At 49.5% G+C, this 14528-nt stretch carries 10 protein-coding genes and 1 riboswitch; of the genes, 9 read left to right on the plus strand and 1 reads right to left on the minus strand.

Annotated features, from left to right (window positions below):
- Window positions 1–235: 235 nt before the first annotated feature.
- From KJS65_RS24290 to KJS65_RS24325, 8 genes are all read left to right on the plus strand, one after another.
- Window positions 236–3892, plus strand: coding sequence for a DUF6359 domain-containing protein (locus tag KJS65_RS24290; protein WP_374706219.1), 3657 nt, complete (start codon window positions 236–238; stop codon window positions 3890–3892).
- 89 nt (window positions 3893–3981) lie between these two features.
- Window positions 3982–5004 carry an S-layer homology domain-containing protein gene (locus KJS65_RS24295; RefSeq protein WP_213652426.1) on the plus strand — a complete coding sequence of 341 codons (1023 nt, stop codon included), beginning with the start codon at window positions 3982–3984 and terminating at the stop codon, window positions 5002–5004.
- Window positions 5005–5171: 167 nt separating this feature from the next.
- Window positions 5172–5336, plus strand: a riboswitch (FMN riboswitch).
- Between the two features lie 129 nt (window positions 5337–5465).
- A complete protein-coding gene (locus KJS65_RS24300; RefSeq protein WP_213652696.1) occupies window positions 5466–6422 on the plus strand; it encodes a DMT family transporter in 957 nt (318 codons plus the stop codon).
- 239 nt (window positions 6423–6661) lie between these two features.
- Entirely contained in the window at window positions 6662–8503 is a 1842-nt protein-coding gene (locus KJS65_RS24305) for an ABC transporter substrate-binding protein (protein ID WP_213652427.1), read from the plus strand.
- 113 nt (window positions 8504–8616) lie between these two features.
- Window positions 8617–9627 (plus strand): ABC transporter permease, encoded by a 1011-nt coding sequence (locus KJS65_RS24310; RefSeq protein ID WP_213652428.1) that lies wholly within the window; start codon window positions 8617–8619, stop codon window positions 9625–9627.
- Between the two features lies 1 nt (window position 9628).
- Window positions 9629–10465, plus strand: coding sequence for an ABC transporter permease (locus KJS65_RS24315; RefSeq protein WP_213652429.1), 837 nt, complete (start codon window positions 9629–9631; stop codon window positions 10463–10465).
- A 4-nt stretch (window positions 10466–10469) separates the two neighbouring features.
- The gene (locus KJS65_RS24320; RefSeq protein WP_213652430.1) at window positions 10470–11480 is read left to right on the plus strand and encodes an ABC transporter ATP-binding protein; all 1011 of its coding nucleotides are present in this window, start codon (window positions 10470–10472) and stop codon (window positions 11478–11480) included.
- Entirely contained in the window at window positions 11467–12270 is an 804-nt protein-coding gene (locus KJS65_RS24325; protein ID WP_213652431.1) for an ABC transporter ATP-binding protein, read from the plus strand. Before KJS65_RS24320 ends, KJS65_RS24325 begins: the two co-directional genes overlap by 14 nt.
- A gap of 98 nt (window positions 12271–12368) precedes the next feature.
- Here KJS65_RS24325 and KJS65_RS24330 read toward each other — a convergent pair whose 3' ends face one another.
- The gene (locus tag KJS65_RS24330; RefSeq protein WP_213652432.1) at window positions 12369–13247 is read right to left on the minus strand and encodes a hypothetical protein; all 879 of its coding nucleotides are present in this window, start codon (window positions 13245–13247) and stop codon (window positions 12369–12371) included.
- A gap of 585 nt (window positions 13248–13832) precedes the next feature.
- On the opposite strand from KJS65_RS24330, the gene KJS65_RS24335 reads away from it, so the two are divergent.
- Entirely contained in the window at window positions 13833–14510 is a 678-nt protein-coding gene (locus tag KJS65_RS24335; RefSeq protein ID WP_213652697.1) for a GntR family transcriptional regulator, read from the plus strand.
- The last annotated feature ends 18 nt before the right edge of the window (window positions 14511–14528 follow it).

Here is a 14528-nt window from a genome sequence, read left to right on the forward strand (position 1 = left end):
AAGCAGAGGCTCAGGATGACCTGAGACCTCTGTATTTTTTTTACAAATATAAGGAAAAAGGCGCTTATATGATCTCATTTTCTATTATAAAATCCTACTACTATAGCGCTGGAGGCGGTCTTATGAAAGTATTATAAGATTTTACAGATTCAGCTAATTGCAATAATAGAGGGATGCTACCTTTAAGGGGATCGTGACTTTTAAAAGAATGAAGGAGGAAGTGAAAGGAATGAATATGGCCAATCATTTGAAAACCCGTAACAGGAAGCTTGCTGGTTCCTTATTCGCACTCATTTTGATTTTATCCAGCGCATTTGGCTACATACCGGCCCAAGCTGCGGCTTCTGCGCTTACTGTCGCAGAGGCTCTTGCCAAGAACAACAGCGGAGAGGCAGCTACGGTTGAAGGCTATATTGTCGGTGAGGTATACAATTCCAAGCTCATCTTCTCAGGTTTTCAGGATGACTTAAACGTATTGATCGCGGATTCATCGAGTGAAACCGATAAAAACAAGCTAATTGATGTTCAAGTGTCCGCTTCCTATCGCCCTTCAATTGGGCTGAAGGCGAACCCTGCTAATCTGGGCAAAAAGCTTCAGGTCACGGGAACGTTGGCTACATACAGCGGCATGTCGGGCATCAAGACGCCAACGGCGATGTCCGTATCTGGTGAGTCTGGCGGAGAAGATCCAGGCACCGGCGGCGGTACTCCGAATCCGGCAGATCCTGGCAGCGAAAATATCGGCGTTCCAACAACGCTTCCAGACGGCAGCGGCAAAAAGGTACTCTTTGACGAGACTCATGGCCAGACGGCAGGTGCTGCGGATTGGGTCATTGATGGTGCCTTTTCCGATTTTGCGGATGGTCTGAAAAAAGCGAATTTCCAGGTGGACGCGCTGCAAAGAACGCTTCCGATGAATGCACAATCCTATGATAATCCGACCATAACGCTCAGCAAGCTGAAGCAGTATGACGTGTTTATCATTGGCGAAGCTAATATTCCTTTTAAAGCCTCCGAACAGGACGCGATGCTGCAATATGTTAAGGAAGGCGGCAGTATCTTCTTTATCTCGGACCATTATAATTCCGACCGGAATCTTAACCGCTGGGATTCCTCGGAGGTTATGAACGGCTACCGCCGCGGGGCTTTCGGTGATCCAGCCAAAGGCATGTCGACGGCAGAGGCAGCTTCCGGTGCAATGCAGGGCGTAACCAGCACGGATTGGCTGGGACAAAACTTCGGCGTCCGTTTCCGTTACAACTCTGTGGGTGATGTGACGAAGACGGATGCCGTGAAATATGATCAAACCTTCGGTATCACGGCAGGTGTTAATGACGTTGAAATGCACAGCGGCTCGACTATGGTGATTCTTGATCCAAAGCGGGTCAAGGGTGTAGTCTACCTGCCGAAAAACGTTCCCGGCTGGAGTAATGCCGTCGAAGCCAGCGATAAGAAAAACTTTCCGAAAGGCGGCGTATACCAGAACGGCGGTGTTGAAGAAGGACCATACGCAGCTATATCCAAACTGGAAAAAGGCAAGGCGGCTTTCATCGGAGATTCTTCGCCGGTAGAAGATTCAAGCCCTGCTTATGTACGTGAAGATAACGGCGGTAAGAAAACCACATTCGATGGATTTAAGGATGAGGGGCAGGATGGGGTTTTCCTGGTCCAAACCGTAGAATGGCTGGCTCAGCATGAGGATTACACGACTTTTGAAAATAAAGGCATCACGCTCGATTCGCCAACGCCGCTGCTCGGTACGCTTGAGGATCCGGCGACTTCGGCTGAAATTCCGGGTACGGAGCCATGGACAACACCGGCAGCCGGATACAAATGGTACGACCCTTCCACGTATAAAGCCGGATCCTATGGATCAGGTCAATCGGGTCCGGTCGTAACCATTCCCGAATTGACCACGATTGCCAGCGCCAGAACGGCGGCAGATAGCAGTTATGTAACGGTACAAGGCGTTATTACATCCGAACCGGGCGCATTTGGCGGAAACGGATTTTACCTGCAGGACGCTACTGCCGGTGTCTATGTATACCCGGGCAAGGCTACGGGTTACCATGTCGGCGACAAGATCAAAATCACAGCCCAGAAAACCGTCTACAACTCTGAGGTGGAGCTGATGAGTGAAGTACAGGTCTCCAAGCTGGATAACGGGGCAGACATTCCGGCACCGACACCTGTCGTTCAAGACGCTGTCAATGACAGCAACCAGGGCAAGCTGATTACCCTTAAGAACGTTACGGTTCGCAATTTTGCGACTGTGACCGGATCGCTTGAATTTGATCTGGTGAACGGAAGCACAACAAGCCGTGTGCGTGTGGACAGCCGTACAGGCGTGAATGCGGACACATTAAAGCAGTCGTTTCCGGAAGGAACGAATGTCGATATTACCGGTATTTCGTCTATCTTTAAAACAGCATATCAACTTAAGCTGCTAAATCTGAGTGATATCCGCGTGGCTGCGACAGGATCAGAGAACCATCCTCCTGTTTTCACTGCAGTTAATCCTCAAACGGTGCAAGCGGGATCGGTTTTATCTTTTACAATCCATGCCGCGGATGCGGATCAGGATAGTCTTGTCTATTCAGCAGTTACGCTGCCTGAAGGGGCAAGCTTCAATGCTGCAATTCACAGCTTCTCATGGACACCGCAAGTGGAGGGCAGCTATACGGCTTCCTTCAAGGTTGAGGATGGCAAGGGCGGCAGCGACCTGTTGAATGTCGGGATTACTGTAACGGCAGCGACAGGCGGAGAAGCTGACAATACGGCGACGCTGACAGGCCCTGCTTCCGCATATGCCGGCTCACCGGTGGATCTGTCTGTAGGTACAGGCAAACTGACCAATGCCTCCACAGCCTTGGATGTTACGATCCAATATGATCCTTCCAAATTTACCTTTGATACGGAAACGGATCAGGAAGGGAACCTTGCCCTGGCTGAAAATGCGGTGACTACGTCCCGGGAGGGGCTGAACCTGCTGGCTACAGGCATCAAGCAGGAAGAAGGCCAGATTCGCCTCTTGCTGGCTACGACAGGAGAAGAACATGCGGTAAAGGACAGCGGAGAGCTGTTTAAGTTTCATGGCAAGCTCAAGACGGATGCATCCGGAACCGCGGATATGTCCTTTGTTTCATTCAAGGCGTCTTCGGAAAGCTCCTCGCAGGAGATTGCCGGCGGAGCAGATGCCGTTCATATTGAGGTCATATCCGCTGACCGAAGCGCACTTCTCACAGCCATTCAGGATGCGCAGAAGCTGGCCGATCAATCGGTTACCGGAACAGAGCCGGGACAATACCCTGCTGCAGCGAAGACTGACCTGCTGGCAGCCATTCAAGCGGCAAATGGGGTATACGGCAATGCATCCTCATCCCAGGAACAGATCAATTCGGCGCTGGCGGCTTTGACACAAGCGGTGAATACGTTTAGAAACGCCGTCATTCCGGTTCCATCCGTTCCAACGGACAAAACAGCATTAACGTCCACGATCACCACTGCCCAAAGCCTGTATGACAAGGCAGTCGCGGGTGACAAGATCGGGCAATATCCGGCCGCAGCCAAGTCAGCACTGCAAACTGTGATTCAGTCGGCCGTATCGGTTAAAAACGATGCTTCCGCTACCCAGTCACAGGTGGATACGGCGGTTTCCGCGCTGAGCAGCGCAGTGGCAAGCTTCCAGTCCAAGCTGATTACGCTGGTGCCGGGCGCAGGTAAAATCTCGGTTCAGGACCTCTCCATCCTGGCTAAATATTTTGGCATTAAATCGACCGATAGCAACTGGAGCCGGGTAGCACAGGCTGATCTCTTCAATGAGGGTGAAGTCTCAATACGTGCACTGGCTGCTGTAGCTCAAATGATTATCGGAGACTGGTATACCAAATAAGCATGGATTAACATGTTCTGAAAAAATGGATCGCAGGACGCAGCTTAAGGCTGTTTCCTGCGATTTGCATTCTGAAAGGAAGAGTACTAATGCTGAAAAAATTCGCCGCAATATTCGGTTTAGTGATGTTACTCGGATGGCTCGCTTCAGGAACGCCTGCATTGGCAGCTGATGCTGATCCTTCCATCTCTTTAAAGTCTACTTCCAGCGGAAGCGAAGTTAAGATCGTTGTGACCGGTGAGCATCTTAAAGATTTATACGCCTACGACCTCATGCTGACTTATGATGCAAAGAAGCTTGCCTATCAAAGCGCCACTTCAGGAGCTAGCGGCTTTTCCATTGATCCGATCGTCAAAAATAGCGACATCCGGATTGCTCATACCAAGGTTGGCAAAACCGCTGGGGATAACGGTACGCTTCAATTGGCTGTCGTCAAGTTTAAGAGGCTGCAGACCGGAGCTGCGCAGCTGTCCATCCATGATGTCAAGCTGGTGGATTCCAAGCTGAACACAGCAGGAACGAATGTCAAAGCCTCGTATACCGTCGAAGAAGGCTCAACATCCACCGAAGTCACTCTGAAAGATATCAACGGTCATTGGGCACAAGATGCTATCATTCAAGCGGTGCAGCAGGGCTGGATTACTGGATATTCGAATGGCATATTCCTTCCGAACAAGGAAGTCACGCGGGCTGAGTTTGCAGCGATGCTGATCCGGGCCATAGGAACCGACGGGGGCGCCCATCAGCCGGTACAGTTTACGGATGCGAAACAGATTCCGGCTTGGGCGCTCGCATATGTAGAAGAGGCAGTCAGCCGCAGCATCATGAACGGTTATGAAAATGGTGCATTTGGGCCCAACAAGCTTATTACTCGCGCTGAAATGGCAGCCATGGCCATCCGTTCGCTGAATGCGGCTGAAGTCGCAAAAGACTCCAGTAAGCTGAGATTTGCTGACAGCAGCCTCATCCCTGACTGGGCCAAGCCATATGCTGCGGAGGCGGCGAAGAAAGGCATTATGAACGGAAGAAGCGGCAATCTGTTTGCGCCTAGTGCCCACGCGACCCGCGCGGAAGCGGTTGTAGTTATTCTGGCTTTGCTGCAGCAAAAATAAGTTTGATCGAATGTTTCTATAAGATGGAAAAAAATCCTTATTGAAATAATCCGACACCGGAGCTATGATATGTGCTATACTATCGTAAGTAACCAATGTGATGGCTTTAACATACGATGATGTGAAATCATGGTATGATCTGTTTAACAAATACTAAAAATATGAATATGGATCTTCGGGGTAAGGTGAAATTCCTGACCGGCGGTGAACGTCCTTTGCGATTAAAGCAGACAGACGTCAAGCCCGCGACTCGCTGTTTTGTGGTTTGAAGCAGCGACTGACCTGGTGAGATTCCAGGGCCGACGGTAAAGTCCGGATGGGAGAAGATCAAAAAGATAGGTTTGTTCGAAATTTTACAATTTCGACAGGCTTATTTGATCAACCCCCGCCTTTGTCGATGTATGTCGATGAGCGGGGGTTTTCCAATGTTGACTCCGTATTCAGGCAAGGGGATCAAGAAAATGGAAAACGTAGGCAGCAAGATTAAGTTGAATCCCGCAGCGAGCAAGCAGGCGGATCGGCCGAGAACCGGCTTTTGGCTGGTAGTTCTCGGTGCGGCGTTATGGGGAGCAGATCCGCTCTTTCGCATTATTTTGCTTCGGGAGCATATCACTCCGACGCAGATTGTATTACTGGAGCATGTGGTGATTGCTTTGTTTGTCTTCCCTGTTCTCTGGAAACATCGTTCCGAAATGAGAGGTCTCAAGCTGCGCCATATCGGTGCTCTGCTGTTCCTGTCATGGGGTGGCTCGGCCATTGCAACGATACTTTTCACCTTGGGGTTGACCCACGGGAATTTGAATGCCGTATTGCTGCTTCAAAAGCTGCAGCCGATATTCGCCATTCTGATGGCACGCATGCTGCTGAAGGAAAAGCTGCCGAATCAATTCGGATGGCTGCTGGTTTTGGCTTTGGGAGGCACATACCTGCTGACCTTCGGATTTACATTCCCATTCGGACATTTGAATGAATTCGTGAAAGTGGGAAGCCTGCTCTCCCTTGGTGCTGCGGCACTCTGGGGCGGCTCTACAGTAATGGGAAGATTGATGGTGGGTAAAATGGAGTACGAGACTGTAACCTCCCTCCGGTTTATTCTGGCTTTGCCGCTGCTGATCGGTATTACCCTCAACCAAGGCGATCCTTGGCAGATTCCAACGGGTGCTGGACCGCTTGCGGCAGTATCAATCAATCTGCTGGGTCAGGCGCTGCTTCCGGGACTGTTTAGCCTGCTCGTCTATTATAAAGGTTTGACTACGACCAAAGCATCGGTAGCCACACTCGCGGAACTGAGCTTCCCGATGGTGGGCGTGCTCATTAACTGGATTGTATTTAATGAAGTTGTGACCATAGCCCAGGCTTGCGGGTTTGTGCTGATCTGGGCCGCATTGTTCGCTATTTCGCGCAGAAGCGCAGCGTAAAACCGTCTATATCTATTCTTGCTTAAAAAGGTCGCCCTTACTGATGGGGCGGCCTTTTCTGCGCTTGCTCAAACCATGGAAATGCTAGATCACGAGACTTGCTGGAATGCTAAAAATATTTCAGTCATGATTTACAGGAGGCGACATACATTTTTACAAGAAAGCGCTTGCAGAATACGTTTTAGGTTCTGCACAACTTCCAATATGAGGTTGTGAATGTGATGAATGGAGGAATTCACATGAAGCTGAAAATTGCTTCCAAGCCGCTGGTCGCATTGTTTATGGCAGCGGTTCTCATCGCAGGCTGTGAAAGCGTGCAGCCGCCATCGGCAACGGAAACACCGAAGACGCAGGATGAGAACAAGACACCGGCAGATACGACAACGAAAGAACCGGCCAAGGAGCCTGCGGCTGAACCGGCCAAGGGAGACGCTAAGGAAACTCCGAGAAATGAAACGCTATACATTAATGGCCTGCAGTGGGGAGCACCAACGAACTTCAATCTGCTGAGCGGCAACCCGGCATTCCCGATTAACTACGGCAACTCCAGAGAACTTGTGTATGAGACCCTCTTTATGATCAACGAGCTGGATGGCGCGCTTGAGCCGCTGCTCGGCAGCAAGTATGAATGGAAGGACGATACGCTGCATGTAGAGCTGAACAAGGATGCCAAGTGGAGTGACGGTCAGCCGTTTTCTGCGGATGATGTTGTGTACACTTATCAGCTCGGCAAGAAATATGACATCAACTGGAGCAGCTACTGGACCTATATTTCCGATGTCACGGCTGATGGTGCAAATGCTGTCAATATTAAGCTGAACAAGGATAACCCGAATAAACTGACCGTTCTGGACAGCATTGAGCTTATTCCCATGCTGCCGAAGCATATCTGGGAGGAAATCGAAAAGAAATCGAATAATGATCTAACTGCCATCCGCAAGGAAGTGAATGCGGATCCGGTCGGCACAGGTCCGTATAAAATGTACTTCTACAACGATCAGAAGATCACCATTGCCAGAGACGACAATTATTGGGGCAAATCGCTGTTTGGCAAACTGCCGGCTCCTAAATATATTACGCATGTGATTTATAAGGATAACGCGGCCGGAGACCTGGCATTCAAGAGCGGTCAGGTGGATGTGTCGCAGCAGTTCATTCCGCAGGTGTGGAATATGTGGAAGAATGGGGCGCCGATCAAGACTTACCTGAAGGATGCTCCGTACTATGTACCGGGCTCCATGCCATCCATCTTCTTTAATCTGTCCCAGAAAGGACTCGATAACGCCGATGTCCGCCGCGCGATTGCGATGAGCATCGATTACAAGAAAATTTCAGATCTCGCGATGAGCGGTTATTCGGCAGCCATGGAGCCTTCACTGACGCTGAATACCGATGCGGAATCGAAATATGTGGATAAGGATGCCATCAAATCGCTTCAATGGACCACCGATGTGAAAGCGGCAAACGAGCTGCTCGACAAAATTGGAGCGAAGAAGGGCAAGGATGGCATTCGTGTGCTGAACGGCACCCGGCTCGGGCCATTTGAAGTGGAATGTCCTTACGGATGGTCCGACTGGAACGCGGCACTGGAAATCGTCGCTCAAAGCGCCAAAGCAATCGGCATCGAGATCCGCACCAAATTCCCTGAAGCTCCGGTATGGACCAATGATCTGCAAACCGGCAAATTCGATATTATCATGAACACGCCTGCGGGCAGCGTTAACCCAAGCCAGCCTTGGAACCGTGCCATGACCATCATGTACTCCAAGGGCGTTGCCCCTATGGGCGAGATGGCTTTCTGGAACTGGGGACGTTATAAAAATGAAAAGGCCGATCAAATTATTGATAAAATTCCGACCGTCACGGATGAGACGGAGCTGAAATCCCTCTATACCGATCTGACGAAAATCTGGCTGACGGATATTCCTTCTGTACCGTTGATGTACCGCCCGTGGGTATTCCATACCGTGAATGAGTCCGTATGGAAAGGCTTCCCTGTTGATGGGGACGGCAGTAATATTCCTCCGCAAATTGCCATGGATGGTGCGGGCGTTCGGGCATTGTACCAAATCCATAACTAATTGCTGTCAGCCTGCATAAGGGAAGCATACAACTGCCGCCCCTTATGCAGGCTCTCTTTCACGGGCTGCATGATTATACTAATTCTGCCGGATTGTCCGAAGGGGGGAGCTTCTTGAACGCCTATTCGAGATATTTTATCAAAAAGCTGTTTTGGTATCTGTTGACGCTGGTGATCGCCATCGCGCTTAACTTCTTCTTGCCCCGCATGATTCAAGGAAATCCAGTAAGTATTATTGTGTCACAAATGTCCCAAGGCATGACGGACAGCGACACCATTAAGCGTGTATATGAGACCTTTATGAAGGAGTTCGGCATCGACAAGCCGCTGTGGCAGCAGTTTGTGATCTATATTAAGAACCTGTTTACAGGTGACCTCGGAACTTCCTTTGGCCTTTATCCGAAAAAAGTAACGGACATATTGGCTTCCGCCATACCCTGGACTATTGGTCTGCAGCTGCCTGCCATCCTGGTTGGCTGGATTCTGGGGAATGTTCTCGGAGCGGTTGCCGCTTACAAAAAAGGTGTATTTGATAAAGCTATCTTTCCTGTGGCACTGTTTATCAACTCGATTCCCTTTTTTACGCTCGCGATTATTATGCTGTATCTGTTTGCGCTCTCACTGGGCTGGTTTCCGCTGTCTGGAGGGTATGATTTTCAGAAGATTCCAAGCCTCAGCTTCGACTTTATCGGCTCGGTCATCCGGCATCATACGCTGCCGTTTCTATCTATCGTGCTCGTGACGATCGGCGGGCAGGCCATCGGGATGCGTGAAATGTCCATCTATGAGCTGAATGCTGATTATGTATTGTACGCGAAGCTGCTCGGCATTCGGGATTCGAAGATCGCAAGATATGTGTTCCGCAATGCCATGCTTCCGCAAATCACGGGACTGGCTCTCTCCATCGGCACCATGGTGGGCGGGTCGCTCATCTGTGAAATTGTCTTCAGCTATCCGGGGCTTGGCACCTGGATGTTTACGGCGATCCGCCAGCTGGATTATCCGTTGATCTCCGGCTGTACACTTTTGATTGCCGTGACTGTACTTCTGGCCAATTTCACCATCGATATGATCTATGGCCTGATTGATCCAAGAATTAAAGCTGCGCAAATGGAGGAAGAGTAAGATGAAAAATTCCTTCGTTATTCTCCTCAAATCGCCCAAGTTCATGATCGGAGCACTTCTGTTCCTGCTCATGCTGGCTCTCGTGCTGATCTATCCCCAAATCAACCGGAAGGATCCGCTGGAGATGATGGCTCTTGCTTTCCAGCCGCCGGATGCGAATCTATGGCTTGGCTCAGATAACTTCGGACGCGATCTGTTTCTGGAGCTGATGTACGGCATTCAGACCTCCATCCGGGTAGGATTGATCGCAGGGGTGTTCGCAACAGTCATCGGTCTCATCATCGGTCTTGCTTCGGGATACATCGGCGGCATGGTCGATAATATTCTGACAGCCATCACCAATATTTTTATCGTCATACCATCCTTTGTCATTCTGATTCTAATATCGGTAAGTATCAATTCGCGCAGCTCACTGGTGACGGCGATTATTATCGGCATTACCAGCTGGCCGTGGACCGCGAGGGCCGTGAGGGCACAAACCACGTCACTCCGGGGACGCGACCATGTTCATATCGCCAAAATTTCCGGCCACAGCACACCAAAAATTATCGTGTTTGAAATTCTTCCTTATATTGCATCATATGTCGTTATGGCCTTTGTTCTACAGACGGCATCAGGCATCCTGTCGGAGGCGTCGATTTCCATGCTGGGCCTTGGTCCTTACAATACCATTTCGCTTGGCATCATTATGAACTGGGCACTGGTGTTTGAAGCGCCGGTGGCAGGGGCATGGTGGGCATTTATTCCTGCGGCGCTGTCGATCGCGCTGATCACGTTCTCCCTGTATATGATGAATACGGGCATGGATGAAATATTCAATCCGAAGATAAGGAGTTAGGCGTATGAGCACTCATATTCTGGAAGTCAGCGGCCTCAAAACATACTATAAAACCAGACTCAAGGAAAAGGTATTCGCTGTAGATGGTGTCGATTTTGAGCTGGAGGAAGGAAAAACGCTGGGGATCGCAGGCGAGTCGGGATGCGGGAAATCCACGCTGGCTCTCAGCCTGATGGGCTTTTATTTCCCGCCACTGCATTACGGAAGCGGGTCCATCCGAATCCACGGAAACGACATTATGAAGCTCAGTAAAGAGCAGCTCCGCTCGCAGGTGTCAGGCCGCGAAATCGCATATATTCCACAGGCAGCCATGAATGCGCTGAATCCGACGCTGCGGATTATCCGCTTTATCGAGGATATTTTGAAGGAGCATCGCCCTGAATTATCCAAAAAGCAGGTGTGGGAGCTGGCGGCAGAGCGCTTCAAGACACTCAATTTACCCGAAAAGGTGCTGAAGTCGTATCCGAATGAGCTATCCGGCGGGATGAAGCAGCGGACCGTCATCGCGATTTCGACCATTTTGAATCCCAAGGTATTGATTGCGGATGAGCCGACCTCTGCTCTTGATGTTACTTCGCAAAAGGCGGTCATCAAGCTGATGAAGGATTTGCTGGATAAAAAGTATATCCGTTCGCTGGTCTTTATCACGCATGAGCTGCCGCTTTTATATCATGTCACGGACGACATTATGGTCATGTATGCGGGTGAAATCGTCGAGAGAGGGACGGCGGAGCAGATGATTTTTGATCCGGTCCATCCCTATACGAAAAAATTAATGGGCTCCATTCTCGTACCGGAGGAAGGCATGAAGGGGCAGAAGCTGGCGGCGATTCCCGGTGCTCCTCCGAACTTGAAGCAGGTCCCCCCAGGCTGCCGCTTTGCGGAGCGCTGCACGTATGCACAAGATGAATGCCGTGTCGGAAAAGTACCGGTTCATACGAACGGAAGCAACCAATACCGCTGCCATTTTGAAACGGAAATTCTGAAGGAGTGGTATGCGCATGAGCAATCGTGAGCTATTGATCCGGGGTAAGGACCTGACCAAGGTGTTTGGTTACGGAACTCAGAAGACAACGGCCGTTGATGCGGTGGACTTTGACTTTCATAAGGGGGAGATCATTTCCCTTGTTGGGGAGAGCGGAAGCGGCAAAACCACCTTGGCAAAAATGATGATGGGACTCCTTAAGGAATCAGGCGGCAGCATCGAGTATAAGGGAAAGCCTCGACGCTTGAAATCCCATTCCGACCGGAAACGGTACTGGAAGGATATCCAGGCGATTTTTCAGGACCCGTTCTCGTCCTTTAATCTCTTTTACAGAGTAGAGAAGCTGCTGATAGACTGCATCAAGCTGCAGGGACTGAAGCTCAGCAAGGAGGAGCAGTACCTCAAAATGAAGGAGGCTTGCTCCTTCGTCAATCTCAAATTTGAGGAACTGCACAACAAGTATCCGTTCGAGTTGTCCGGCGGACAGATGCAGCGGCTGATGATTGCCCGTATCTTTATGCTGCATCCCAAGGTACTCATCGCTGACGAACCGACCTCCATGGTCGATGCCTGTTCCAGATCTACGATTCTCGATATGCTGCTGAAGCTGAGGGATGAGAATGAGATGACGATTATTTTTATCACTCATGATGTGGGTCTGGCCTACTATGTGAGTGATACGATTTATATTATGGAAAAGGGGAAAATCGTAGAGAGCGGTCCCGCGGAGGAAATCATTCTGAACCCGCAGCACAGCTATACGCGGCAGCTGATCAGCGACGTGCCCAAAATCCACTCGGCCTGGGACCTGGGCTCATAGGATGCTGACCCGTAGCACGGAACATGTAAAAAAGGATAGAGCCGGAAGGAATCCGGACCCTATCCTTTTTATCATTTTGCAGAAACCGATGCTGCAGATTATGGCGCCATATAGCGGCCGTTTTCCTGTACAACCCGGAACTTTGCGCCCTTTTGCTGGATAACGGTCAGGTTACTGCCTTCTGCACCGTACCATTCCACACCGAGTGCATAACCGGCCTTACTGTATGATACGAACAGCAGATTGAAATCATCCGCGCTAATTTGGCCGCCGTCATCCACACGCCATGTCGACTGCGAATCATTGTTTCCAACGAAGTCCTCGAATACCATTCCACCTTTATCGACAAGCACGAGGCTGGCGAGCGGTTTGCCGCTTCCTTTCACAAATTTCACGAGACCGATCTGGATACCGGAGGTGGTCGTAGCGATCAGGCCTTGACTGGCAACCTTGCGGTTTTTCGTTTTTTCGATAGCCTGGATTGTTTTTTGGCTGAACTTGCCTTTTTGGACCGACTTAAGAGCCAGGAAGGTATGACCCTGGAATGCGTTTTTTGCAGCGAGAAGAACACTGTCATTGCTGTTGAGCTTGTTTGACGCGTAGGTCAGCTTAAACAGCTCGCCTTCATCGTTTTTAAAATTGTTGGCGTTTTGTCTGCCGTCACTTTTGCTGGACATTTTTTGATGCTTCAAGTAACTCACGTTAAACTGCTTCCCGGGAGCATACAGCACAGAGGTGAGCGTTTTAGGACTTGGATGGCTTTTGCCGGGATCTCCGATGAGTCCGAGGATTTGTTTACCCGTTTGATCTGTATATCCAAACATCAGCTGGTCAGCGCGCAGTTCACCGACAGGGGCCTTGATCGGGTTGGCTTTACTTTTTGCGGTTGCGGGCGCCGCAGAGGCTCCGGCGAAGGAGGCAAATACAGCCACACTTAATAATAGGCTCAATAGCATGGCGGAAATATGTTTTTTCATTTCATTGATCTCCTTTGAGGGAAATTTTTACTGTAGTGTTCTTTTATTCAGACGCTTAAAATTCCAATTTGTTTCATTAATTCCATGGAATTGACTGTATCTTGCGGGTGTTTTTCTTTTTCGAAAAAAATTTATTGAGTGTCTCCAGACTATTAAAATCCAGTATATCCCATTATATATTACTCCTCGCCGGAAACATGTTATCTCCCGAAAGGCGGTATAAAAGAAAAAAGGCTGCAGGGAAACGGTGAGGGGGGCTGGTAATTATTGCTGTGCAGCGCTTACAAAGCGTATATTTACAGATGGCAGGTTCTGATTTAAAATAATGAAGTCCGAAAGTTGTCGACAAGTATACCTGCATGCAGCCATGAATGATTGGAGGACTTAAACTTTTTCCGGGATGTTGGTATGTCATTGCATCGATATGATAAAATCCTATTATAAAACAGGATTTGCAAAATTCGATTATTAGCCGCTCCGGCTGCATTACATAGACGAATGAACTCGTTTCGATCTATCTACTGCTGAAGACAAGCTGCTATTTGGTGTTTTTGCAAAATCTTCAAATAGGAGAGTTGAGTCATGTTGCAGTATCCTTCAGCCTGGTTGCAAAATGCGTCTCTGGGAGAAACGATTGCCTGTGAACTCAGGCTGCGAATAATAAATGGAACGATTAAGCACGGCGAGGTCATATCGGAGAACTGGGTGGCTTCAGAGTTCGGAACGAGCAGGTCCCCTGTCCGGGAAGCGTTAAAAACGCTCTCCAGCGAAGGACTGATCCGTCTCGAACGGATGGGGGCTGTTGTGATCGGTCTGAATATTACGGATGTGGAAGAACTGTATGATGTCCGATTTTTAATTGAAAGCTTTGTTCAGCAGCGGTTGACCCAAACGGATGTCGAAGGGCTGCTCGAGAATCTTCGGCGGATTGTCGACAAAATGGAACTGGCGATGAGGCATAATGACGCTGTAGAGTTTTCATATCAGGATCTGTCATTCCATGAAGCCATCATTATGGCAGTTGATCATAACCGCATTTTGCATTTGTGGAAAAGCATACGCCCGATCGTCATGACCGTGATGCTGATTACGACGGAAGAGGTTTTTTCCAAAGGCGAAAAAAAGCTGCATACGGTTATTGATAAACACCGTACGATTATGAAGGGACTGGAATCCCGGAATAGAGATGTGGTGAAGCAGGTCGTTCAGGATTATTTTGCTGACTCTAGGAAAACGCTTCATAGCAGTATCTCCAGTCAATAATGCTGCCTGCAGCGCATG

This window comes from Paenibacillus sp. J23TS9, from assembly GCF_018403225.1.
Taxonomy (GTDB): Bacteria; Bacillota; Bacilli; order Paenibacillales; family Paenibacillaceae; genus Paenibacillus_AQ.